Annotated in this window: 15 protein-coding genes; 11 read left to right on the plus strand and 4 right to left on the minus strand. The window is 36.0% G+C overall.

Features of this window, described 5'->3' with window-relative positions:
• Position 1 precedes the first annotated feature (1 nt).
• From bshA to GJV77_RS04705, 3 genes are all read left to right on the plus strand, one after another.
• Positions 2-1,129, plus strand: coding sequence for an N-acetyl-alpha-D-glucosaminyl L-malate synthase BshA (gene bshA, locus GJV77_RS04695; RefSeq protein WP_155035200.1), 1,128 nt, complete (start codon positions 2-4; stop codon positions 1,127-1,129).
• Between the two features lie 148 nt (positions 1,130-1,277).
• Positions 1,278-2,045 (plus strand): hypothetical protein, encoded by a 768-nt coding sequence (locus tag GJV77_RS04700; protein ID WP_155035201.1) that lies wholly within the window; start codon positions 1,278-1,280, stop codon positions 2,043-2,045.
• Between the two features lie 29 nt (positions 2,046-2,074).
• On the plus strand, positions 2,075-2,458 hold the full coding sequence (locus GJV77_RS04705; protein ID WP_155035202.1) for a hypothetical protein: 384 nt from the start codon (positions 2,075-2,077) through the stop codon (positions 2,456-2,458).
• 81 nt (positions 2,459-2,539) lie between these two features.
• Here the strand turns inward: GJV77_RS04705 and GJV77_RS04710 are convergent, their stop codons facing one another.
• Both GJV77_RS04710 and GJV77_RS04715 read right to left on the minus strand, forming a co-directional pair.
• The gene (locus GJV77_RS04710; protein WP_155035203.1) at positions 2,540-4,015 is read right to left on the minus strand and encodes a DASS family sodium-coupled anion symporter; all 1,476 of its coding nucleotides are present in this window, start codon (positions 4,013-4,015) and stop codon (positions 2,540-2,542) included.
• Positions 4,016-4,409: 394 nt separating this feature from the next.
• The gene (locus GJV77_RS04715; protein WP_155035204.1) at positions 4,410-4,550 is read right to left on the minus strand and encodes a hypothetical protein; all 141 of its coding nucleotides are present in this window, start codon (positions 4,548-4,550) and stop codon (positions 4,410-4,412) included.
• A 430-nt stretch (positions 4,551-4,980) separates the two neighbouring features.
• Here GJV77_RS04715 and thrA point away from each other — a divergent pair, with 430 nt between their 5' ends.
• The 5 genes from thrA (at position 4,981) to ggt (ending at position 12,860) form a co-directional block, all read left to right on the plus strand.
• Complete coding sequence (thrA, locus tag GJV77_RS04720; RefSeq protein WP_155035205.1) at positions 4,981-7,428, plus strand: bifunctional aspartate kinase/homoserine dehydrogenase I; 2,448 nt, start codon at positions 4,981-4,983, stop codon at positions 7,426-7,428.
• 1 nt (position 7,429) lies between these two features.
• Positions 7,430-8,353 (plus strand): homoserine kinase, encoded by a 924-nt coding sequence (locus tag GJV77_RS04725; RefSeq protein WP_155035206.1) that lies wholly within the window; start codon positions 7,430-7,432, stop codon positions 8,351-8,353.
• Positions 8,350-9,651 (plus strand): threonine synthase, encoded by a 1,302-nt coding sequence (gene thrC, locus GJV77_RS04730; protein WP_155035207.1) that lies wholly within the window; start codon positions 8,350-8,352, stop codon positions 9,649-9,651. Before GJV77_RS04725 ends, thrC begins: the two co-directional genes overlap by 4 nt.
• 286 nt (positions 9,652-9,937) lie before the next feature.
• On the plus strand, positions 9,938-11,017 hold the full coding sequence (locus tag GJV77_RS04735) for a CNNM domain-containing protein (RefSeq protein ID WP_155035208.1): 1,080 nt from the start codon (positions 9,938-9,940) through the stop codon (positions 11,015-11,017).
• Positions 11,018-11,183: 166 nt separating this feature from the next.
• On the plus strand, positions 11,184-12,860 hold the full coding sequence (gene ggt / locus GJV77_RS04740; RefSeq protein ID WP_155035209.1) for a gamma-glutamyltransferase: 1,677 nt from the start codon (positions 11,184-11,186) through the stop codon (positions 12,858-12,860).
• Positions 12,861-13,048: 188 nt separating this feature from the next.
• Here ggt and GJV77_RS04745 read toward each other — a convergent pair whose 3' ends face one another.
• Positions 13,049-13,336: a hypothetical protein gene (locus tag GJV77_RS04745; RefSeq protein ID WP_155035210.1), complete on the minus strand. Its 288-nt coding sequence runs from the start codon at positions 13,334-13,336 to the stop codon at positions 13,049-13,051.
• Between the two features lie 639 nt (positions 13,337-13,975).
• On the opposite strand from GJV77_RS04745, the gene GJV77_RS04750 reads away from it, so the two are divergent.
• Entirely contained in the window at positions 13,976-15,379 is a 1,404-nt protein-coding gene (locus GJV77_RS04750) for an FISUMP domain-containing protein (RefSeq protein WP_155035211.1), read from the plus strand.
• A gap of 634 nt (positions 15,380-16,013) precedes the next feature.
• A complete protein-coding gene (locus tag GJV77_RS04755; protein WP_155035212.1) occupies positions 16,014-16,853 on the plus strand; it encodes a hypothetical protein in 840 nt (279 codons plus the stop codon).
• A gap of 154 nt (positions 16,854-17,007) precedes the next feature.
• Here the strand turns inward: GJV77_RS04755 and GJV77_RS04760 are convergent, their stop codons facing one another.
• Positions 17,008-18,213, minus strand: a complete 1,206-nt coding sequence (locus GJV77_RS04760; protein ID WP_155035213.1) for a LuxR C-terminal-related transcriptional regulator — start codon at positions 18,211-18,213, stop codon at positions 17,008-17,010.
• Between the two features lie 1,427 nt (positions 18,214-19,640).
• Here GJV77_RS04760 and GJV77_RS04765 point away from each other — a divergent pair.
• On the plus strand, positions 19,641-25,307 hold the full coding sequence (locus GJV77_RS04765; protein ID WP_155035214.1) for a DUF11 domain-containing protein: 5,667 nt from the start codon (positions 19,641-19,643) through the stop codon (positions 25,305-25,307).
• Positions 25,308-25,329 lie beyond the last annotated feature (22 nt).

A 25,329-nucleotide genomic window follows, 5' to 3' on the forward strand; every position in this document is an offset into this window, starting at 1 on the left:
TATGAAAATCGCCATCGTATGCTATCCTACCTTTGGAGGAAGTGGTGTTGTTGCTACTGAACTTGGGTTAGAGTTAGCCAAAAGAAATCACGAAGTGCATTTTATTACTTATAGTCAACCAGTTCGTTTAGCTTTGCTAAACCCTAATATACACTATCACGAAGTAAATGTACCGGAATATCCATTATTCCACTACCAACCATACGAGCTTGCTTTATCTAGTAAGTTAGTAGATATGGTCAAGTTATTTAAGATTGATGTACTACATGTACACTATGCTATTCCTCATGCCTATGCAGGATATATGGCCAAGCAGATGTTGAAGGATCAAGGAATCCACCTGCCGATGATCACTACCTTGCACGGGACAGATATTACCTTAGTTGGAAATCATCCAAATTATAAAACAGCTGTAGCTTTTAGTATTAATCAATCGGATTATGTAACTTCTGTATCAGAGTCGCTAAAGCGTTCTACTCATAGTTTATTTAACACTGACAAGGAAATACACGTTATTCCAAACTTTATAGAGGTCAAAGAGTTTGATTGTGATGACACGCCTTGCAAGCGAAGTGCTATGGCGGAAAAAGATGAGTTTATTATCACGCATATAAGTAATTTTAGAAAAGTGAAACGTATCAGTGATGTTGTTTCTGTGTTTTATGGAATTCAACAACACCTACCTGCTAAACTCATGCTTGTAGGTGATGGTCCTGAGAAAGAAAGGGCTGAACGCTTGGCTTTAGAACTAGGTATATATGACAAGATTATTTTCTTTGGTAATAGTAATGAGATTGAGCATATTTTATCGTATTCTGATTTATTTTTATTGCCTTCAGAGACAGAGAGTTTTGGATTAGCTGCCTTAGAAGCTATGGCTATGGGGGTACCTGTAATCTCTAGTAATACTGGGGGGTTACCTGAAGTAAATGAGGCTGGAATATCGGGGTATTTGAGTAGTGTAGGTGATGTTGATGATATGGTAAGTAATGCCCTGAAAATACTAAAAGACAAGGATACTTTATGCGGATTTAAGGAGCGTTCTAGAGAAGTGGCTCGTAAATTTAGTATTGATAGAGTGTTGCCTTTATATGAGAAGCTGTACGAAGCGGCAATCGAAAACAAATAGTAATGAATATAGAATAAAGGGACCAATAACTGGTCTCTTTTTTTGTTTTTAAAGCAAAAGTGATGGAAGGATCTTTCTAAAGGATGACCAATGGAAGAAACTAAAGGATTCTTGTTATATTTGGGTGAAATGCTTAACATATTTTGAGATGGATGAAATACAAGAATTACTCCACGAGATTAGTCGTTCGGTTACCCTATTTACTACAGGAGGATTTAGGCCTACCCATACGATAGAAGAGTCTTGGATAGGAAAGGTTAATTGTTATGGAGTAGATGAAGAAATACCTCTAGATGAACACGGAGCACTAATGCTTCCTATTGCGCAGTTTTACTTACCTTCTTTACCTTTTATCCCAGAAGCTGTAAAAGATACTCAGATCGTTACGGTATTTGCTTCAGCTAAGTTAGCAGATCCTTTAGAACCCATGGGGGCCAATTGGCTTATAAGGGAGTATAAAGCTTTAGAGGATATCCAGATAAAAGAATTATCTCATGCACATTCGTTCTTGAAAGCATTCCCTCTTCAGCCAGCTTATGCTGCTGACGACTGTCCACTATGGGATGGTGGAGGGCTAACTGCAGCACAAGAAGCTCGAGTAATTGCATTGGAGGAGAAAGGTGTGATAGATAGTTACTACGATATTACTCAGCATCATTACCAGACCAAATTTGGAGGTTATCCATCTTATTGTCAATCAGGTATAGGGATAAGTGGAGATGACTTATTCTATCTTCCTCTTGAAGTAGAAGGAGTTGCAGTTCATGAGCCACAGGGATATGGTGAGGGCTTTGAATTTGTATTTCAAATAAGTTCAGATGAGAAAGCAGGTCTAAATGTAGTGGATAGTGGTAGTCTGATGTTTGCGAAGAACAAGCAGACAAAACAGTGGAGTATGTATTACGACTTTTATTAGTGAATATCGTTATTAAATAAGAATAAGAGATGATAGCAGCGTTTAAAAAGAAGGCAATGGCATTAATGCAACAGATAACGACAGATCGGCGATGGGATATTGAAGATCAGACGTTGTTTGTTGTGATGGGAATGACCTACTACGGGTATTGTCTAGGTTATGGCAAATTGGTTTGTATGCTAGATGATCAGCAGGTCAATGAAGAAGTAGTAGAGATTTTGCATCGACTAGGGGCAGGTGATAAGTATGTAAGAGGGCTCATTAGTGCAGCGAATACTAGTTTTTATAGTCAAGAACAGACTTTATATAATCAACTTGTCAATATCGGTCATAATTATTTTATGATGGATCAATTGAAGGAATTAGTTGACGGTATCTACCTCAATGCACAAACTGTTGCCCAACAGCGATAAATGCAAAAGAGCAGTAAGGAATAATCCTTCTGCTCTTTTGTCTTTGTATTACTTGTAAAATAGTTGTTCTTCGTTTAAATCCTACCAGAACCCTAAGAACTTCCACCATAAACTACCTACACTTAACCAGATAATTAGGTTGATTACGGTCACTACAAAACCAGCTTTCCACCATTCGCCTAAGGTTGTATATCCCGAACCAAAGATAATAGGAGCAGTACCTGTTCCATAGTGTGTTAGTGATGACATGATCGATGATGAAAAGGCTAATGCAAAAGCTAATAACATTGGTGGTGCACCTAAGGCAATTCCTGCTGCAAAGAAGGCTCCAAACATTGCGGTAATGTGTGCAGTGGTACTAGCAAAGAAGTAGTGTGTAAATACGTAAATCAATACTAATAAAATCGAACCAGCCCACCAGCTCACACCTAAATGGTTGATGCCAGTACCTACTGAATTTGCTAGCCATGATACTAAACCTAGTTTTCCAAGGAAACTAGCCATCATCACTAAGGCAGCAAACCATACGATCGTATCCCAAGCTCCTTTGTTTTTCAATACATCGTCCCAAGTCAGTACGCCCGAACAAATCAAGATTGCTAATCCTAAGAAGGCTGCAGTAGTTGGCTGTACAATAAATGCATCTCCAAAAATCATCGCTGGTACTCCTGCCCATAACATTAATAGCAAGATGAATGTTGACATTGTTATCTTTTCTGCTAGCGTTAATGGCCCTAATTCTGCTAGTTTTTGTTTAGCAAATTTTGGTGCATCTGGCGTCTTTTTGATTTGAGGTGGATAAATCACATAGATAATCAAAGGCAATAAGATCAAGGAAATAAGCGCAGGTAATAAAGCTGCTTTAGTCCATGTCAGCCAAGATATTGTATAGTTAGGATCTGTACCTTCATAAATCAAACTTACAATCAGCGGGTTTGGCGCTGTAGCTGTAATGAATAGAGCAGAGGTGATCGGGTTGAAGTTATAGTTAACCAAAGCTAAATAACGTCCAATTTTTTCTGTTGATCCACGTTCTGGTTTTGAACCAAAACTATCCGCAATAGAACGCATAATCGGGTGGATAATACCTCCTCCACGCGCTGTGTTACTTGGTGTTACAGGAGCAAGTGCTGTCTCAGCTAGCCCTAATGCGTAGGCAATACCTAAAGTACGCTTACCAAAAATTGCGATTAGGGAGTAACCAATTCTACTTCCAAGACCTGTCTTTCCAAGACTGATAGATAACATAACAGCTACCCCAATTAACCAAATCAGGTCATTAGAAAACCCACTTAAGGCATCAGCTAAAGCTGCTTTGCTATTTCCTGGATTGGTTACTCCAGTAATTGCCACAAGCGCAATGGCTACGATGGACACACCTCCAATAGGTAATGCCTTTCCGATGATTGCTGCGATTGTACCTACGAATAAGGCTAAAAGATGCCATGCATTAGGAGCTACTCCTTCTGGAATAGGAATCACAAACCAGATAATTAACGTCAGTGCAATGCTAATTGCTGCTGGAATTGGTTTGATTGGGTCAAGTCTATTTTGCATATCTAATATTTATGTGTTGACAAATAATTGTTTGCAATTTTAATACCAAAGTTTTGTGTTTTTCTGTGAAAAACACTTGTTTAATGTTATAGGGTGTAAAGTGTTTTATTCTTTTCTTATAACATCTTTTGGTGTTTTTGATATTATTATATGCTAAATTATTAATTTTAATTTATTTAATTGTGCTTTTTGTTGTGTTTTATTTTAGGTGTTTTTTACTTTTATACTTGTGGTATAGTGGGAAAAGTACTACTAAAGTTGACCTTATGATGATTTTAGTTTATAAGTAGGCTCTTTTATGTATATGTCTGTTAGCTGTAATAGGCGGATATAAGTTGATATTTCTCTAATTAGACAACAGTGAATTACTTTTCAAATAGATGGTATGTTTTTTTTATACTTCTGAATTAGCTACTACTTTTTCTATTAACTTATTAGTTTGTTGCAAAGCTTGTGCTATACTACATGTATAGATCAAGAAAGCATGGACATAAATCTTCTTTGGCGTTTTTGAACGCTTAATTGGCCATTTCACTTTTGTGTTTTTGATTCAAAAAGGAGTATTTAACGATTATTCACTAGCTGTATCACATTTTTTTGTATTAAAATGAGTGTTTATTAAATTAACTGCCACCCGTTGTAAATAGGGGGGTAAAAGATAAATATTGTGTGATTATTTCTGTTTATTTGATTATTTTTTTTCAAAAAAATAAAAATAAATCGTCTGGGTGTTTATTTTTTGTTAATTTAGTTCCACTTATGAGAGACAACAATAAGACATATAATATTCTTTCAACCACCATTATCTTAGGTGGCACCGGTCTTATTGTATCTACGTCCTCCAGTATTATTACCACAATTATTACCCGCTTCTAAGGGGATTCTATTTATTTATTGTCGTAAAAATTGGTTGCTCATCTTTAGGGATTAGTAGCTATTGGTATTGTTAATCAATTTTATAAACTATGAAAATATTAAAGTTTGGCGGCACGTCTGTAGCCAATGCCGAGAACATTAGACGATGTATAGCCATTGTTGAAAGTAAGAGTGATTCTACTATTGTAGTGGTATCAGCTTTAGGAGGTATTACTGACCTTCTTCAGCATACAGCAATTTTAGCCTCTGAGCGAGATTCTTCATATATGTCAAGCTATACTACCATTGAAAACAGACACCTAGAGGTAGTCCGCGCTTTAATACCAGTCGCTAATCAAGCTGGAGTACTCAGCAATGTTATCCGTCAGTTAAACGAATTGGAGACTTTGTTACAGGGGTGTTTTTACTTAGGGGAGTTGTCAAGCAAGACAAAGGATGTTATCTTTTCATTTGGTGAGCGACTATCGTCATTTATCATAGCAGAGGCTTTTAAATTTCGAGCAGCGGATTGTGTTCACGTACCAAGTGGACAATTGATTAAGACAAATAATCGCTACGGTCGTGCTGTAGTTGATTTTGCGATGACGGATCAGTTAATTCAAGACTATTTTGCCAAGGATAAGCACGCTATTTATGTAATGCCAGGCTTTGTAGCAGAGTCAAAAGATGGACAGATTACTACCTTAGGACGCGGTGGATCAGATTATACGGCAGCTATTGTAGCAGCTGCGCTACATGCAGCTGATTTGGAAATATGGACTGATGTCAGTGGTATCTTTACAGCTAATCCCAAGGTGGTAAAACAGGCGCGTGTGATTGAGCAAATTAGTTTTCAAGAAGCAATGGAACTATCTCACTTTGGGGCAAAGGTATTATACCCTTCTGCGATAGAGCCTATTTTGCCTAAGAAGATCGATATGTACATCAAAAACACGTTTGAGCCAAACTCTAATGGGAGTTTAGTTACTCATGCGAGTTTAGATGATAATCGAATTGTTAGAGGGATTAGCAATGTAGATAATATTGCGCTAATGACTTTAGAAGGGCCAGGTATGGTAGGTGTAGCAGGTATTTCAAAACGATTGTTTGAAGTCTTAGCCAAGGAAGAGATCAATGTGGTCTTTATCACGCAAGCTTCTTCAGAACACTCAATTTGTTTTGCAGTAACCAAGGTGGATGCTCACCGAGCGGAAGCAGTGATTAACGATGAATTTGCCTTTGAGATTGACTATGGTAAAGTACGTCCTGTACAGGTAGAGTTGGGTATGAGTATCGTTGCTATTGTTGGTAACAATATCAAGAGTCACCAGGGGGTAAGCGGTAAGATGTTTAGTGCTTTAGGACGAAATAACATCAATATTTGTGCGATTGCACAAGGAGCTTCAGAGCGAAATATCTCAGCGGTTATTTTAGAAAAAGATGCAAAAAAAGCATTGAATGTGTTGCATGAAGCCTTCTTTGAGGAAGTTACTGTTCAAGTTAACTTATTCGTCATGGGTGTAGGCAATGTAGGAGGTAAGTTTCTTGAGCAGGTGTATAATCAAGGCGATTTTCTAAGAGAGCATCTCAAAATTAATCTACGCGTAATCGGGGTAGCTAATTCAAAGCAAATGCTTTTTAACGAGGAAGGATTAGATACAGAAGCAATTAAAACATTAAATGAGACAGGTGTACCTATGCAGGGATATGCTTTTCTAGAGCAGATTAAAGAGTTAAACTTGCGCAATAGTGTGTTTGTGGACAACACTGCAAATCAGGGTGTAGCCATGTCGTATGAATCTTATTTGCGCAATAGTATAGGAATTGTGACTTGTAACAAGATTGCTTGTTCATCGACAATGGAGTATTACCGTTCATTGAAGTTTTTATCTAAGAAATATAGTGCTTCTTTCTTGTACGAAACAAATGTAGGTGCAGGGTTGCCGATTATTGATACGATAAAGAACTTAGTAGCTTCGGGTGATAGAGTGCAAGAGATACAGGCTGTTTTAAGCGGTAGTTTGAACTTTATCTTTAATCAATACGACGGCAGCAAACCATTTGTAGAAGTAGTTAAGCAAGCCCAGGCTGAAGGCTATACAGAGCCCAACCCATACATTGATTTGAGTGGAGTAGATGTAAAGCGAAAGCTGCTGATTTTAGCTAGAGAGAGCGGGTATGGGTATGAGGATTCAGATATTAAGGTGAAGTCATTTTTGCCAGAGCGTTGTGCAGAGGTGCAAAATGTTGAGCAGTTGTTTGAGATTTTAGCCAATGAAGAAGCGCATTTCAAAGCATTGTTGGATATGGCCAATAAAAAAGGAGCCAAACTACGTGTGGTAGCGAATTTTAAAAAAGGAGAAGCTACGGTAGAGTTACAAGCAGTCGATGGGACACATCCGTTCTATCAATTGGAAGGGAAAGACAATATCGTCTTATTCTATACCGATCGTTATACAGAGCAGCCCTTGTTGATCAAAGGAGCTGGAGCTGGAGCAGAAGTAACAGCTTCTGGAATATTTGCTGATGTAATACGAATAGCTAACAAATTGAATTAAAATGAAAGAAATAAAGATATATAGCCCAGCGACAATAGCTAATGTGTCATGCGGATTTGACGTATTAGGATTGTGTTTAGACAATGTAGGAGATGAAATGATCTTTAGACAATCAGCTGAAAGAGGGTTGCGCATTGTAGAAATAACAGGAGCAGATCTCCCCTTGGCTTTAGAGAAAAATGTAGCGGGGGTAGCCGGTCAAGCATTGATGGAACACTTAAACCCAGACTTTGGTATAGAGATGACAATCCACAAAAAGATAAAAGCGGGTAGTGGTATCGGCAGTAGTGCAGCCAGTGCAGCTGGAGCGGTTTATGGTATCAATGCACTGTGCGGCTATCCATTGAGCAAAAAGGAGCTAATCTATTATGCTATGCAAGGAGAGGCTTTGGTAAGTGGAGCTGCGCATGCTGATAATGTGGCACCTGCACTATTGGGTGGTTTTGCATTTATCCGAAGCTATGATCCATTAGATATTGTTTCGATCAAAGCACCTGAGCAGTTATACGCGACTGTTATTCATCCACAGATAGAACTCAAAACCATAGATTCGAGATCGGTACTCAAGCAAACGGTGACACTTAAGCAGGCCATAACGCAATGTGGTAATTTAGGCGGACTAATCAGCGCTTTATATACGTCTGATTATGATTTATTGGGGCGCTGTTTACACGATGAGTTTGTCGAGCCTAAACGCTCAGTCTTGATTCCCAACTTCAAAGAGTTAAAAGACGTAGCTGCTAAATGTGGTGCATTAGGAGGAGGAATTTCGGGAGCAGGACCGTCAGTTTTTGTCTTGAGTAAAGGTAAGGAAGTGGCAGAGTGTGTTGCTCAGGCCATGAAGGCTATTGTAGCCAATGTAGATTATGCGTGCGATATTCACGTATCACCGATTAACCAAACAGGAATAAGAGAATTGATATGAGGTATTATAGTTTAACGGACCACAGTATAGTCGCTACTTTTAAACAAGCGGCCTTAAAGGGAATTGCTCCAGATAAAGGATTGTACTTTCCTTCAGAGATCCCACAATTACCCGCTAGTTTTTTTCGCGATATAGCACATAAGAGTGAAGCGACGATTGCCTTTGAAGTAATAAGGCCTTTTATCAATAAAGAAATTGCCGATGCGGAACTTTATGCGCTTGTAAGCGATGTGCTCAACTTTAATTTCCCCTTAGTGTCAATAGAGAAGGATATCTATGCTTTGGAGTTGTTTCACGGGCCTACATTAGCCTTTAAAGATGTAGGAGCACGTTTTATGGCACGTTGTTTACAGGCATTGGTCAAAGACAAAAAAGAGAAGATAACGATCTTAGTAGCAACCTCAGGAGATACAGGAGGGGCGGTAGCCAATGGGTTTTATGACGTGGAAGGCATAGAGGTCGTAATCCTATACCCTGCTAATAAAGTCAGTAGTATTCAAGAAAAGCAGTTAACGACACTGGGTAAAAATATTAAAGCTATTGAGGTAGAGGGAAGTTTTGACGACTGTCAGGCAATGGTTAAAAGAGCCTTCTTAGATGAGGAACTAAAACAGAGAAACCTCACGTCAGCTAATTCAATTAACATTGCACGTTGGTTGCCTCAGATGTTTTATTATTTCTTGATGTATAAGGAACTGAGCACGCAGGATAAACCAATTGTGGTATCTGTACCAAGTGGTAACTTTGGCAATATCTGTGCAGGGATGTTAGCTAAAAAGATGGGATTGCCAATTGCTCATTTTGTAGCAGCTACCAATACCAATGATACTGTACCAAGGTATATGCAACAAGCGATATACGCACCTAAACAAACACAGGAAACTATATCTAATGCCATGGATGTAAGTGATCCTAGTAATTTTATTCGCATTCAAGAGTTGTACAACGGAGATAAAGAAGCTTTAGAGAAAGACCTAGATGCTTATTCATTTACTGATGAGCAAACTTTAGCGACCATTAAGCAGATTTATCAAGCCAATGACTATATCGTCGATCCTCATGGAGCTGTTGGTTATTTAGGGTTGAAGAAATACCGCGAACAGGTGCAGGAAGATTTTATAGGTATATTTTTAGAAACTGCACACCCTGTTAAATTTCCTGAATGCATTGAAGGATTACTAGGGGTGGAGATTGAAGTACCAGAGCGATTAGCAGGTGTTTATCAAGGAGAGAAACAAACGGTAGGTATTCAGACTTATCAGCAATTAAAAGATTATTTATTGGAGTGTAAGTCTTAAGACTACAATCTATGATGTGATTAATTTGTCTAAAGCGAGTAAAGTATTATTCTTTGCTCGCTTTTTAAGTTTTAAGTAGTTTATTCAGAGATGATTATTTTGTGTTTAACTGTTAGTTAGTTTAAGGTGAATAAATTGTTGAAACTTTATTGTCCAAGGGATAATAAAGTAAGTAAAACAACAATAGCGTACTTAAAAGGTATCCATTATGTTATAAGTAATATAATAAATTATTGATATTGTTATTTTTTTGTATCATTGTAGTATAACATAGTATAAAAAAACAATGACATTATTATTAGTCTATTTAGGGCTAGCACTATCTATTTCTTTTATCTGTTCGATAGCGGAAGCAGTATTATTATCAGTACCTATTTCTTACTTAAAATCAAAACAAAGTAAAGGAGATGCTAAAGCAGGTAAGATGTTGAAGCTAAAAGAAGATATAGATAAACCACTCTCTGCCATCCTTTCGTTAAATACCGTAGCACATACTGTAGGAGCAGCAGGAGTAGGAGCACAGGCTTCTATCGTATTTGGAGAAGCTTATTTCGGGGTTGTTTCGGCTGTTTTGACTTTATTAATTTTAGTGATTACAGAGATTATTCCTAAGACAATCGGAGCGAATTATACCAAGAACCTGTATGGGTTTGTAGCGAATGTAACTTCATTAATGGTTGTTGTTTGTTACCCTTTAGTAATTATGTCATCAGTATTGACACGTTTTTTGAGCAAGAAACAAGAAGAAGGAACAACGAGTCGTGAAGAGATTTCGATGTTAGCTACTATTGGTGAGCAAGAAGGAATCTTAAAAGGAAAAGAAAGTAAGATTATACAAAATATTATTCGTCTAGAGACAGTTCAAGTATCAGAGATATTGACTCCTCGAATAGTTATGGTTACGGCAGATGAAGAAATGACACTGCGTGAGTTCCTAGCAGAGAAAGAGTTTTTATATTTCTCTAGAATTCCTATTTATCAAGGCAATCGCGATAATGTAACCGGTTATGTCTTGAGAGAACAAGTTTTCGAATATTTGGCAGAAGATAAGTTTGACATTCGATTAAAGGATCTGAAACGCGAGTTGATACATTTCTCAGAGAAAAATAGCGTCGTAGCAGTATGGAGCAAATTTACAGAGAAACGCGAGCATATCGGTATAGCACTAAACGAATACGGAGAAGTAGAAGGAATAGTGACGTTGGAAGATGTCATAGAAACTTTACTGGGCTTTGAGATAGTTGACGAAAAAGACAAAGTAGTGGACTTGCGCAAGTATGCCTATGATCGTTGGCAGCGCAAAAAGATGAAGTACCAGTACTTAGACGGAAAAGAGAATGAGGATAAATCAGAACAGACGAATTAGAAAATAGTCTTAAAGCAGATAAATATAACCCGTAAAATCAAGTGATCTTACGGGTTTTTTGTCAGATTGTTTTTAAGCAAATAAGTTTTGTTATATCTTGCCACGAGCAACAAAGCCTTACTTGTTTGTGATCAAATAAGTATGTAATAGAAAAACAACAACAAATATGAGAAAACTAGTGATAGGGTTGTTCTTATTGACTTCTAGCGTAATGCAAGTCATGGCACAACAACCAGCAACATTCAAGAATGGAGTAATCGTCTCAGCTCACCCTGAAGCGAGTAAAGTAGGAGTAGATATCCTTAAAAAAGGAGGTAATGCAGTAGATGCTGCTGTTGCAGTAGAGTTAGCGCTTGCTGTAGTTTATCCCAATGCGGGGAATATCGGAGGTGGAGGTTTTTTAATCTACCGAGGACACGATGGAAAGATAGATGCTTTAGACTATAGAGAAAAAGCACCAGGACAAGCTCGCGAGAATATGTACTGGGGAGCAGACGCAGAGGCAATTACAGAGTTGAGTTTGAGAGGATCACTATCAGCAGGAGTTCCAGGGACTGTAGATGGAATGGTAAAAGCACATGCCAAATACGGTAGCCTTACTTGGGAGGAACTAGTGCAGCCAGCGATAGACTTAGCGAGTAAAGGATTTCTATTGACAGAGAAGCAAGCTAATGAGTTTACTAAAAACAATGAGGTATTTGTCAAATACAATACAAGAGAAACAGCGCTAACCAGTAAAACGCAATGGCAAGCAGGAGATCTGTTTGTACAAGAGGAGTTAGCTAATACACTAAGACGTATTCAACAAGAGGGAAGAAAAGGATTCTACGAAGGAGAAACAGCAGAATTGATTGTCGCAGAGATGAAGCGCGGTAATGGAATGATGACACTTGAAGACTTGAAAAATTATGAAGCTGTATGGCGTACGCCGATTGTCGGACAATACAAAGGGTTAAAAGTAATATCAATGCCACCGCCTAGTAGTGGAGGTATTGCTCTTATTTCTCTATTTCAGTCTATTGAGAAGTTTCCATTAAAGAAATGGGGCTTTCAGTCAGAGAAGGCAGTTCAAGTTATGGTTGAAGCAGAACGACGCGTTTATGCTGATCGTGCAGAACATTTAGGTGATCCTGATTTTCACAATGTTCCAGTGACTAAGTTAGTGGATAAAGGCTATAATGTAGATCGAATGAAGTCAATGAGTTTTGACAAGGCGACCAAGAGTGAGGATATAAAAGCAGGAGATATCGCCTTGCCAGAGAGTGAAGAGACCACACACTACTGTGTAGTGGATCAGTGGGGTAATGCAGTATCAGCTACAACTACGCTAAATGGATCATACGGGTCAAAAGTTGTTGTAGGAGGTGCGGGTTTCTTGTTGAACAATGAAATGGACGATTTTTCAGTGAAGCCAGGTGTGCCAAATATGTATGGGTTAGTAGGAGGTAAGGCTAATGCAATCGAGCCAAATAAGCGAATGTTAAGTTCGATGTCACCAACTATTTTGGAGAAGAACGGCAAGCTGTACATGGTGGTAGGAACACCAGGAGGGTCAACGATTATAACTTCTGTGTTTCAAACGATATTGAACGTTGTAGAATTTGGAATGAATATGCAAGAGGCTGTGGCAGCTCCTCGTTTTCATCATCAATGGTTGCCAGATAGAATAGATTACGAGGCATCAGCAATTGATTTAAAGGTGAGAGAGCGTCTGACAGAGAAAGGGTATATCCTAAAACAGCGCAAACCTTATGGGCGTGTAGAAGGTGTATTGGTTTTGCCAAATGGAGAATATGAAGCTGGAGCAGATCCAAGAGGTGATGATGTGGCAAATGGGTACTAGAACAACTAAAGTTTGTTGACTGACTTTAGTGTTGTAAATACAAGACTTAGTTTCAATAATAAACAAAGAGCCTATAACGCTTGTCGTAATAGGCTCTTTAACCCAAATAAAATAGTCTGCGTGTAAACAGACTATATTTTTTAGAAGATGTACACCTTTAAGTGTGCATCTTTTTTTGTTATATATTATTAATCCCAGATATAATCCATGGTTGCTTTACCACTGTATTTTCCTTCAACTTCTTTGCCACTTTCGAATTGGAATAGGAAAGTAATTGAGGCTTTTTCAGCAGCGTATTTATCCGTTTCATATTCTTCGAACTTAGACAGTTTGTGGATATTCATAAATGTATTAGAGTTGAGGTTAACTTTTTCGTCAAGTTTAACTCCATTCACATAAAACTCTGCTAAGGTCCAATCAGCATAATAAACCTCCTTAGCATATGGATAAGTAAAAACATTATTGTCTTCTCTCATGAAGGCTACTTTGATATATATCGAGTTCTTTTCATTTGCAGATTTTAAGAAGATCTCTTATACCCGTCGCATATATGAGGATCAGCAGTAAATGGAGTATTTACATTGAAACGCAATTTGTCCAGTGGGTATTTGTTTGAGTAAATTTTTTGCTAAAATAACTTTTAGAGTTATAGTATTCAAACTAATGGAATTGAAAGTGTATAAAAAACAAATAAATAGTGAGTAGTTCGTGTTTTTAGTATATGTAAAGTTAATCTTATGATGGCTGGATAATATAATGAAAAGCAGCCGAGGAATAACGCCTAGATCTAAAAGGAAAGAAAGGTAGAGATTGCAAGGCTTTTACAGTAATTTATAGATATCGCAATACACATTCTAAGGCGAGATTTACTGTTCTTGCTGTTTTTTAGTGTGTATTTACAATTAAAGGTCTTTTTTATTTGATTCTATTAGTAATAATTTAAGAATTAATAATGTAATAAAATAGCATTAAGTTTTTAGATGTGTTATTTTTTGAAGTATAATTAGTGTTTTTTATTGATAAATTAAATTATATATAATTAAGTTAAACTAATTTGTTAAGAAAATCTTTATTTCTAAGTTGGGATAACTAAAAACTAACATAAAATTTTAAACATGAAAAAAAGTTTATTATTCCTTACAGGAATATGTATGTTCTTATCATTTGCAACAAGTTGTTCAAGTGATGACAGCAAAAATGCGGCTGAACAAACTAAATTAGTTGTCTTGTCTGATGATTTGGTATTTGACTTAGAAGGAGGTAGTAAAGAGATTACCGTAGAGTCAAATATAAAATGGGGGACAATGCCAATAGATAATCAAGTAAAAGATTGGTTGTCAGTAGAGAAATTAGAGAATAGCATTAAGGTGACGGTTGCAAAAAATGAAACAGACCAAGAGCGAACTTCTACAATAGTATTTGTAGCAGAAAACAATCCAAGCAAGGGATTGGTGAACCTGAATGTAAAACAGGAAAAAGGAGTATTACCTGTGGAAAAAGTATCTTACAGAGTAAATATACCGACTAAAGCAGACTTTAAAGCTTCCAATATCTATAGTGCAGTGAACGAGTCAGATGTAGAGCTTGTTCGTTTTCACTTAGAGTATTTAAAAGGGGAGAATATTAGTGAGCAACGCATCACAATGCACCAAGTTGTTGATGGAAAAGTAAAAGGAGAACAGGGGGTAGTGTTTCCTGACGCAGGGCAGATTAAATGGGATTTAGCGATGAATAAGTTGATGTATACAAAAGGAGAAAAAGAGGCAGTAGAAGCGGTGTATATATCAGAAGAAGGAGTCGTATCCTATGAGGTGTCAAATGAAGTAAGCGTAGTAGAGACAAACTTGGTGCCATTTGTCTTAGAAGACAAACGCGCAAGCGAAGTAGTAACCTATGCTTTGACTAAAGTAGGTAATCAAGTATGGATGGCCGAAAACTTAGTAGCTAAGACTTATCGCGACGGAACAGCTATAACTAAGTACACGACAAAAGAAGATTGGTATAAAATGTTAGAAGGAGGAATAGCTTACTATGAAAACGATGAAACTAAAGGAGAAGGGGCTTTATATAATTGGTATGCAGTAAATGATCAACGTGGATTAGCACCTGAAGGGTATCGCGTAGCTTCAGATAAAGACTGGGGAGAAATGGTGTATTATTTAGATCCTGCACAATATGATGTAGATGAGGTACACGGTGGAGCAAGAGAGTCTGAAACGACTGCTCCTTTACTTAAATCAACAACGAAATGGCAGTATAATGAATATGGAAAGACGCAAGGTAATGGAAATAACCTTTCTGGGTTAAATGTGTATGCGGGAGGATCAACATCATCGAGTATGTATATGGATTTTTACGGTGAAGGTAGACAAGCGTATTTCTGGACATCTACAGACTATGGTGAAAATGTAGCTATGTTTAGACGTTTATACTTTGATGAAGTATTTGTTAACCGTTGGTTTGAGTTGTATAATCACGCTTATTCTGTACGTTGTGTAATTGATCTAAAAGATATTTAGTTTTTTTAATACGCTATTTTTACGATGGAGGGAGTCTAGAATAGGCTCCCTCTATTGCTTATTAATTGAATTGAACGATTAGCTTTTTGCTGATGCACGACAAGTAGTGAGGGGCGTGTTGTATTCTTGTTTGAATGACTATTAAGTTGGATTTGGGGTGTTTGTTTTTTTATAGAAAAAAAGTATACCTATAAGTGCTATATCTATCATATGTAAAATAGCTTAAGTGTTGATGGTTAGTTCTTTATATTTTTACTTGAGATTAAGTGATTTTTATTGTTTATCTTTATTAGTGTGAATTATTTAGCGAATTAATGTTGTTTTGCTGTTTATATAGTGCTAATGTCGTTAAAATAATTAAATCTTTTAAAATTGTTTAAAAATTATGTATAATGTGCAATTATGCTATGAAGGGGGGGCCGAATTAACAGCTTTAGGTTGTATATTTGTTTCTTTACTAAGAAATAGTTGCTTTTTTATGTAATTACTCAAAAGAATAGGCTTATGTAAGTGTTTTTTTGTGCATTAAGTATATTGATTAGTCTACTATCTAGATGCAAGATAGCTGGTTGTTTTGAATATAGGATAGAGTATTAATAAGAAGAATAAATAACAAGACTAGAAATAGGATAATATGGTAGAAAAGTTACTAGCGTTACAAGAGAGAATCTATACATATTATAATCGTGAATATCCTTTTAGTTTGAGCTATTCTCCTAGAATTAGCTTTGCAAAATTGGGAGAGTTTTATGAGTTGAACTACTTTGGTGACGGTTATGATGAAGATATAACATTGTCTCCAGATGAAATAGAGCAGAATGATGATCTTGACTTTGCTTTTTGTGCAGTACTAGACTTCATTATTGCTCATCCTAATTCTTTTGTATCCTTGAATTTTAATGGACCAGATGCTGGTGCTAATGGGGTTCGCAATTGGAATTTTAATCGCTTGGTGGAGTCAGGTGTCGTACTATCTCATGTAAAGTCTTTTAAAGTTGGACTTACTAATATGGGAGATCACCACGTCACCTTAATCGGAGAATATGATCTAGAAGAGGGTGTAATTGCTAAATTAGTTGCCAAGATGCCTAAGTTAAAGGTATTACAGATGCCTTCGGCTCCTGATAAGTCATTCTTTGAATTGGATAATTTGAAGATTGAGGAATTGGTCATACAATCGGGATTGAATCATCAGAATTTCGTTACTAATTTGTCGAGGAGTAAAAATATGAGATCGCTTCGTTTGTTAGATTTTACAGATGTATTCGAAATGGCTGAAGATACTGGCAAGACGAAGTTTACTTCGGTGATGGAATATATGGAGTTGTTTAAGTCTGAATTGTTTCAACACACGCCCAATTTTTTGTTTAAACTAAGAGATTGTCACTTGTCAGTTTCAAATAGTTCAATGTTAAAGCGATTAGCGAACGTGCAACTGTTACATATCGTTGAGGTTCCAGGCCGGTATAGATAGGGAAGATACTAAAAGAGAATATTTATAGAGGGGATACTAGTTATAGTATTCCCTTTCTTGATACTACTTATTAAGATGGTTTAGTAAATGGTAGCTGTGTCAAGCATAGGGTTTGGAATTAAAAAGACTTGGAGAGATTCCAAGTCTTTTTAGGTTATGCCTTTAAGCTAAACAACTGTGTGCGTGAGTTTACGTTTAGTTTAATGAATATGTTGCTGATGTGGTACTTTGTAGTACTTAGCGAAATACTTAGTGCTGCAGCTATTTCTTTATTCGTCATGCCTTCCCAGATCAACTCCAGTACTTCTGCTTCCCGTTCGGTTAGTTTGTAGAGTTGTTTTAAGTCTTGACTGCTTTCCTCTCCAGTTAATGTGATAGTTGAATGTGCGGTATCTGAGGAATTATTAAGCACTAAGTCATTGTCTTGCGCATTAGCATCTTTGGATTGTACCAATAAGTTGTGGTAGTTCTTCACTAACAGCATATATTGTGAGGAGAATATCTCTGTTTTCTTTTGACGGTTGTGGTATTTCTTAATTAGAATATAGTTGTTGAATATGCCTAATAAGATAATAAATAAACTAAAGAACTTTAATTCTGTGACTTGGTCAAAGTACTCGCTTAGGTCTAAAGTGATATCGGTATTGGTTAGACTCGCAGAGAATAACACAATAAGTGACAGAAGTAACATAATGTATTGGTTGTACACGCATTTGATACTGACTTTGTTTAGCAGATATTGCGCAACCACAAAACTGCTTAGTACTAAAAAGTCAAAGTAATACGAATGACAACTCGTAATATAGATATTAGCAATATATGCCACTAGAGCTAAAACTGTAGCAGCCTTGTATGCTGTGAATTCATTTTTATGGATCAGCTTCTTGTATCTAAAAGGGAGATGTATGCTTATAGTCAAACCAGTAAGGAAGACTAGGCTGATTACGGTTGCTTTTAAGACAAAGCGCTCTATTAAAGTGATCTGAAAGGTCAGGTGTACCAGTAGGTCGCTATAGACCTGTGTCCCAAACATAAATAGTAAAACGGAGTAGATGGCTGCCCATTTTTTGATGCCATATATTTTATAGATAACCACTGTAGATGTGATTGCTATAACAATAAAGCCGTAAAATAATCCAGAGACAAAGAAGTTCATCGAAATATCCTTATTGCTTTGAATAAGTGCTAAGGTTTCTTCACTAAAGTCTTGTTGGGCATCGCTTGTTTGTTCCAAGATTGTATTCGAAATAGATGGGGTGTCTATGGTGATGTCTTGCAATTGTATACTTAAAGGATATACAACGCTACTTATTAGCAATATAACTAATAAGAAATAATATTCTTTTTTTCTCAATTCCATTATCGTCTATTAGGTGATGTGTGTAATTGGTAGGAAGTAGTTGTCTTCTAAGAGGGCTATTAATCAAATTATAGGTAGTGAAAAAAGAAGAAATCTAATTATTGTGATGGGTGTTATATTCACAAAATGTAGATTATGATAATTAACCACTACTACTAACCACACCAGTCTTTTGTGAGTTATGTGTTTTATTTAAGAATTCTTTATTAAGAATAGGGGATAGGCTATTTCTTAATACTTCTTAAAGGACTAATATGCCGAATAATGTCAATATAAGATAAAAGTGCTAAGGGAACTTTAAGTCTTTGAATTATAGTGTGTTGTTTGTAAATCATGTTTTCTATTGTTGTTTTGTTTTGTAATTGCAATATAGAAGTAATGAATTGGAAATATCCTGTGCTAAAGTTTGGGTTTGTGTTAAATGTTTCACAACCCTATTTTGTGATAATTGATACTTTTGAGTTTTTTTAGTTTTCGCGCATTGTGAAGTTGTTTGTTTTTTGTCTTGTTAATTTATTGAGCTATTTATGGCTTTACTGAAATTTCTATCTATTACACTGTTATTATAACAAAATATAAGATTAATCTGTAATAGATTTAAAAAATAACTTGCTATCTAAGTGTTCTTAGTCATATTTATTCAAAGGAATTTTTTGTTTTTTATTTTCTGTCTAAAAAGAGCACTTTAGTCTAGGTCTAGTACTTTTTTAAGAACTTAAATTATTGGTATGTAGTGTTTTGGTGTTTTTTGAAAAAATTTCTAATAAAAGGACTAGGTCTAGTGTTCGTTGTGTTAATTGACGTTTGATGCCTTGTTTTAGTAGAAAAACTATGCTTCGGTATAGGTTGCGCTCTATAGGTAAAGGGTAATTTTGAAGTAAAATAAATGCAGGGTTTATAAGTAACCTTAGTATGTAAGTGAAACACTGTATTCGTTGCATTTTGTAGGGTTGATTGAAGAGTTGTAATGAGTCAACGATCAAAAATCTACACACCACCAACCGACTAACGAAAATAATACGAACCTAGTTATAGGAAGTATTTAACAGAATAACAGTTTCTGTAAAGCTTATGAAGGCTTTATGGGAGATTAACTAGCGAATAGGTCAGGCTTTCTATTTAGAGAGACTGTATTATCGTGGAAATAAATGTTAGTATGGCAAATTTAGTAAAACACAAAACGTAAATAACGAAAACAATAGCACGAGGTCTATGCGATAAGCAAGGTAGATGCTTGGTCATTCTTGAATTGTTTTCATGTGTTATTTGCAAGTACTTTTCAAGAATAACATCTCAGCCAACTCACACATTTGATGATGTTATACAAGCACTATTTTCTTACCTAATTTACTCAAGTGCTTTTGGGCATGGTTTTGGTATAGCACCCAATCCAGCTTATTAATCAAACATAATTTAAACAAACAACAATGAAACAAAAAACTACTTTTCCTCTCTGGAAGAGGTTATTACTTTTGCTGGTCTTGTTCGTCCCGATCGTACAGTCTTTTGGGCAGGATCGTGTAGATGCTAAGTTAGAGGATTATGACCAAACAGTAGCAGGTGGATTACTTGGGATAGGCGCTACACCTGTAGTAGAGAATCCAGGTAATGTAAATCAATTCAATAATAATTATGCTCGTCTTAAAGCATCACCTGGGTTAGCTGTAGGATTAGGAGCTTTTACATCTTATATAGAACTAGAATTCCCTAAAAAACTAAAAGCTAATCAGACTTCTTATGTACGTCTACAGCCTGATGGTAAACTATTAGAGGGATTATTAGGAGGAAGTTTAGGAGAAACATTAACTACAGTTTTAGGAATTGTATTAACGGGTAATCAAGAGTTTGATTTATCAGTTGGTTTAGGCAGTAATACATTGTTTACAACAGGTAGTGTGTCAAAGTTTACTTCTAAAGATGGTGTGATAAATGTGGTAAAAGATAAGGATAACTATTATTATTTAGCCATTACTCCTAATAGTGAGTATGATCGTATTAGACTAACTAATAAAACAGGAGGTTTACTGGGATTAGGAGTAGTGAAGAACTTAGATGTATATCATGCTTTTACTTATGACGAGCAAGGAGCTGACTGTGGTAAACCTGTGGTTACCTCTTTTGATGGAGGAGGACTTAACCTTGATGTTCTAGCTGTGACTGATCCGATGTTAAATCAAGCTATTGATAATGATATTAATACTTATTCTACACTTAATAAAGGAAGTCTTTTAAGTGTAAACGTAGGAGGTTCTATGTCTCAGATATTCTACTTCCCTACCACATCAGATGAGAAGTCTACCGTTAATATAAGATTAGCAGTAGAGAGTACTGGTGTATTAGATTTAAATCTGTTAGGTGGAGTAGAGGTTTTAGCCTATAATGGTAAAAGTCAAGTATACCAAAAGTCATTATCAGGAGGGTTAGTTTCTGATTTAAATCTATTAAACTTAATTAAAAATGGTCAAGAAGTTGATATTACTGTAGCACCTGGTAAGTCATTTGATCGTTTAGAGGTTCGTCTTAAAGCTCCTGTAGGAGTTGATTTAGCAGGTAGCTCTGTGCGTATTTATGATGTAGAGCGCTTTGACGGCATTACGTGTAAAAATCGTTTAATTGTTACTCCAGAAGCTACTGCGCAACCTTTTGATGTAGCTTCATGTGCAACACAATTAGGTGTTTTTGAGAATGTAGATTTTCCATATAATACAGTTGATGGCAATAATGAAACATATGCTTCATTAGTAGCTAATAATGGTAGTTTACTTGTTTCTTCTCCTCAGGAAGGAAGAATACAGATGAAATTTGATGAAGCTTTACCTGCAAACAAGACATCTTATATTCGTATTGATGCAGATAAAGATATGCTTAATGCATTATTAGGAGGTACATTAGGAGATTTGATTGCTAATGTAGGTGGTTTGGTGTTAGGTAATCATATATTTACTGTAGAGGCATTTAATACTGCAGGGACATCTGTCTTAAAAAGTTCAAGTTCAAATCAATTTGAAGGAACTACTAATGGTGCTGTTAAATTAGTGCAAGATAATATAGGAAGATTTTATATTGCTGTTACTCCAAATCAAGCTTATCAGAGTATCGTAGTATCAAATAGTGTAAGTAGTTTATTACCTACTGGTGAGATTCGTACGCTAAAAGTATATAATATGTGTACTGACATAGGTACAGATTTATGTTACCCTGCTCAGTTTACTTCTTATAGTCAGCAAGGAATCAACTTAAGCCTTTTAGACTTAGGAAAAGCAGGAGTTAAGGATCCTTATCATGCAATTAGTGGCAACTCATCTAATTATTCTGAAATTAGTACAGGGGTAGTTGCTATAGCAGGTTTGATTAAACAAACTGTATATTTTAATCAATCTTCTCAAGTAGGAGATGAATTGAAAATGAGATTACAGTTAAATCCAAGTTCAGCTTTATCTGTTCAATTATTAGGAAACTATAAAGTAGTTACTTATTTAGGAAATGAACAGAAAGAATCATTTACACTTCAACAAGGTTTAATTAATAGTCTAAACCTATTAGATTTATTTAATTCAGGAGGAGTACAAACGTTGACTTTTGATACAAAACAAGTTTTTGACAGAGTAGAATTACAAGTAGGTAATTTACTGAATGTTGAATTAACTCCTTCAATTCGCTTGTATGATGTAAAACGAGTAAGCTCTACTTGTCCTGAGAAAACAACTGATTCTCCTTTTATCAAGCCAGTATGTGCTACTACAGTATTGAGTGCATCTAACACAGACGATATTGATAATATCTTTAGTGATAATTTTGATGCTTATGCTACTATAAATTCAGGAGCAGGATTATTATTAGGTTTAGGTGATAAGTTTTCGGGTCATATAGAATTAGGATACGACAAGGTAGTAAAAGCAGGTACTACATCATACATTCGCTTTGATATGGATCAAGCTATCTTAGATAAGTTAGTCGGAGGTAGTCTAGGTAACGTCGTGTCTGGCCTACTGAATGGATTAGTCCTTGGAAACCATTACTTCTCAGTAGAGGTTAAAGATGCTACGGGAGATGTAGTATTAGAAGGTAGTAGTAAAGGTCACGAAGACACTTTTATTAAAAATGGAGATATCCGTATTGTAAGTGATAAATATGGAAGAACCTATATCGCAGTTAAACCAACTGTTGACTATAAATCGGTTAAAATTACGGATCATACAGATAGTGCTTTAGGTTTGTTAGCTCAGCCTAATACAATGAATGTTTACGGTATGTGTTATGAAGCATCTACTGATATCTGTGTGCCAGCATTCGCAACATCATACGAGTTCAATGGCTTAGGTCTGACAGTAGATGATTTATCAGGTGCAGGAGTGAAAGATCCTGAGCATGCTATAGATGATAACAGTACAAACTATTCAGAAATATCTTCAGGAACCTTACAAATAGCAGGTGCTGTTAGACAATACATTTATTTTAACAGTGATGCAAAAGCTGGTGAGGAGACTTTAATCAAGTTTAAAACTCAAGGAGGTCAAGTAAATGTTGATTTAGTAGGGGCTTTAGAGATTAAAGCTTATAAAGGAGAGAAAGAAGTAGATGCGTTATCAAGTACTAATGGATTAATCAACGGAATCAATGTTCTTGATTTATTGACTACAGGTCAAATGGTAGAACTTCCATTTAAACCAAAAGCAGCTTATGACCGTATTTCTATAGGTATGAAAACTTTAGTGGGAATAAATGTAGGTGCAAGCATTCATCTATACGATGTTGTGCGTACTTGTAGAGTAGTTAATCCTAATCAGTCTTTAGTTTCTTGGAAATCATATAAAGTTAATAATGATGCTACAATCAATACTGTAAAAGGTGGCGAAGTAGTAGACTATACTATTCATGTTCGCAATGAAGGAACTACTCCGATAGCAGATTTTATTGTAAAAGATAAAATGCCTAAGGGAGTACAGTATAAATCAAGTGTTGCAGGTGTAATAACTGGAGATGAAGTTGTTTTTACACATAAAGGAAGTTTGGCTCCTGGCGCAACAGTAACTTTTACTTTTACAGTAGATGTAGATGCTGATTTATCAGGTATAGTAGAAATTAAGAATATCGCTTATGTAGGTGAGGCAGGACAAGAAGCAGGTAAGGAAATATTCTATCCATCTTATCCTCCAGTAGAAAATACTAATCCTACACAACCAGACGGAACTAAAGCACCTGGTACTGTGATTAAAGTAGAGAGCGCTTGTTCTTTGACTAAAGCAGTGATTACGTCTACATTTACTAATGGAAACATTTGCGAGGGTACTGAGGCTGTATTAGACGCTGATGTTATAGCAGATACTTATCAGTGGTATTTAGATGGTGTGGCTATTACTACTGGGGATCCAGATAATAAATTAGGAATAGAAAAAACACTAAAAACATCTACGCCAGGTAATTATACAGTAATCTATACTGAAGGGACGTGTATGTCTGAAGTGTCTGACAGTTTTACTGTTACAACTATGGCTGCCCCAATTATTACAATTACGGGAAATACATTCTTTACAGTAGTAAAAGGAGAAAAGATTGTTTGGCCAATAGTGAGTGTTAATGAAGGAACATTAACGTATGCTGACCAAAATAATACAACAATTCCGAATTTACCAGTATCTCTTGATACTGCAGGACAAACATCATTTATCATTACAGCAACAAATGCTAATGGATGTACTTCATCAGAAGTAATAACAGTAACTGTATTGGATAATTCAGATTGTCCACCAGCAATTCAACGAGTATATGCAGATGGAGATACTTCTTGGGGATCTATTATTACAGGAGGAGTTACAGCTAAAGAAAATGCTATTGATAACAACCCTACAACTCATTCACGAATTGTAACAGGATTAGGATTGTTAGGTATTGGTACAACTTGGCAAAATATAAACTTTGATCATGTGGTACCAAAAGGAACTCCAGTTACGATCAAATTAGGAAAAGAGTACAGTGGATTAATGTTGGCAGGAGGTTTATCTGTACAAGGATTAGATGAAAAAGGGAATGTTATTGGTTCGTTGAAACCAGTAGCAGGAGGACTTTTAGATTTACTTTCTGCGGATAATGTAAATGAATTTACTTTTGTGCCATCTAATTCAAAAGGCCCTCAAGATTATAAAGGAGTTCGTATTACTCAAGGTTCTTTACTTGGTGTAGCACAAATAGCTAAAGTATATAGTGTTTTCTATACAAAATTAGGAAGTGTAAGTTGTCAAGCGGTAATACCTAATATTCATAAAACAGTTGAAGATGTTTATCATGGTGTTGGAGATATTGGTTTAGGAGTTGCAAGTAGTGTATCAGGTGTATACAACCCTTGGAGAGCTGTGGATAATGATCCAGATTCTTATGCTACAATCTCGAGAGTTTTAGGAGTAGCAAATCAAGCACATATGACAGTTGTATTTAAACAACAAACTATGCCTACAGATGAGCTACATATTATTACTGAAATACCAGGTAACCCTGTATTGAGTTTAGAATTGATAAAAGGTTATAAAGTACAACGCTATTTAGGAAATAAGAAAGTAGGACCAGAAATAGAAGGAAGTAAAACAAACTTTATAGACTTAAAGTTGTTAGGTATTAATTATAAGAACAGATATAAGTTTGTTGTTCAGGCATATAACGAGCCTTATGATAGAGTAAAAATTACTTATACAACTTTAGTGAGTGTAATTGGTGATTTTGTAAACATTTATGATGTGAACATTGTCCCTAAAGTTGATCCTGGATATGAACCAGGCAAAGAATCTAAAGATATGTGTTTCGGAGGAGTCTTACAATTGTCAAGAATTGATGCTTGTTCGGATTATGAAGTTTTCAAATCTGAAGCAGATACAACTCCTTTGACAAAAACAGGAAATATGAGTTTTAGACTACCAAATGACTTAGAAACTATTGATCTAGAAATAGAAGAAAACGGAGTGCCTAAGCAGGTAACATACCATGTAGTTTACGTTCAAGTTTACAGAAATGGTTGTGAAGCAGGAGCAAGAGTACCAGTCTATTTAGATATGAAAAACTGTTCTGTGAAATCAAACTTAAACATCACACAAAAGATTAAATAATAAACAAACAACAATAATTTAT

Source organism: Myroides pelagicus (assembly GCF_009711055.1).
GTDB lineage: Bacteria > Bacteroidota > Bacteroidia > Flavobacteriales > Flavobacteriaceae > Flavobacterium > Flavobacterium pelagicum.

Bases quoted from the DNA above. Each gene is read 5' to 3' on its own strand.
- GJV77_RS04725 (WP_155035206.1), top strand. From the start codon at position 7,430: ATGAAAGAAATAAAGATATATAGCCCAGCGACAATAGCTAATGTGTCA.
- ggt (WP_155035209.1), top strand. From the start codon at position 11,184: ATGAGAAAACTAGTGATAGGGTTGTTCTTATTGACTTCTAGCGTAATG.
- thrA (WP_155035205.1), top strand. From the start codon at position 4,981: ATGAAAATATTAAAGTTTGGCGGCACGTCTGTAGCCAATGCCGAGAAC.
- GJV77_RS04760 (WP_155035213.1), bottom strand. From the start codon at position 18,213: ATGGAATTGAGAAAAAAAGAATATTATTTCTTATTAGTTATATTGCTA.
- GJV77_RS04735 (WP_155035208.1), top strand. From the start codon at position 9,938: ATGACATTATTATTAGTCTATTTAGGGCTAGCACTATCTATTTCTTTT.
- GJV77_RS04705 (WP_155035202.1), top strand. From the start codon at position 2,075: ATGATAGCAGCGTTTAAAAAGAAGGCAATGGCATTAATGCAACAGATA.
- GJV77_RS04745 (WP_155035210.1), bottom strand. From the start codon at position 13,336: ATGAGAGAAGACAATAATGTTTTTACTTATCCATATGCTAAGGAGGTT.
- GJV77_RS04750 (WP_155035211.1), top strand. From the start codon at position 13,976: ATGAAAAAAAGTTTATTATTCCTTACAGGAATATGTATGTTCTTATCA.
- GJV77_RS04765 (WP_155035214.1), top strand. From the start codon at position 19,641: ATGAAACAAAAAACTACTTTTCCTCTCTGGAAGAGGTTATTACTTTTG.
- thrC (WP_155035207.1), top strand. From the start codon at position 8,350: ATGAGGTATTATAGTTTAACGGACCACAGTATAGTCGCTACTTTTAAA.
- GJV77_RS04755 (WP_155035212.1), top strand. From the start codon at position 16,014: ATGGTAGAAAAGTTACTAGCGTTACAAGAGAGAATCTATACATATTAT.
- bshA (WP_155035200.1), top strand. From the start codon at position 2: ATGAAAATCGCCATCGTATGCTATCCTACCTTTGGAGGAAGTGGTGTT.
- GJV77_RS04700 (WP_155035201.1), top strand. From the start codon at position 1,278: ATGGATGAAATACAAGAATTACTCCACGAGATTAGTCGTTCGGTTACC.
- GJV77_RS04710 (WP_155035203.1), bottom strand. From the start codon at position 4,015: ATGCAAAATAGACTTGACCCAATCAAACCAATTCCAGCAGCAATTAGC.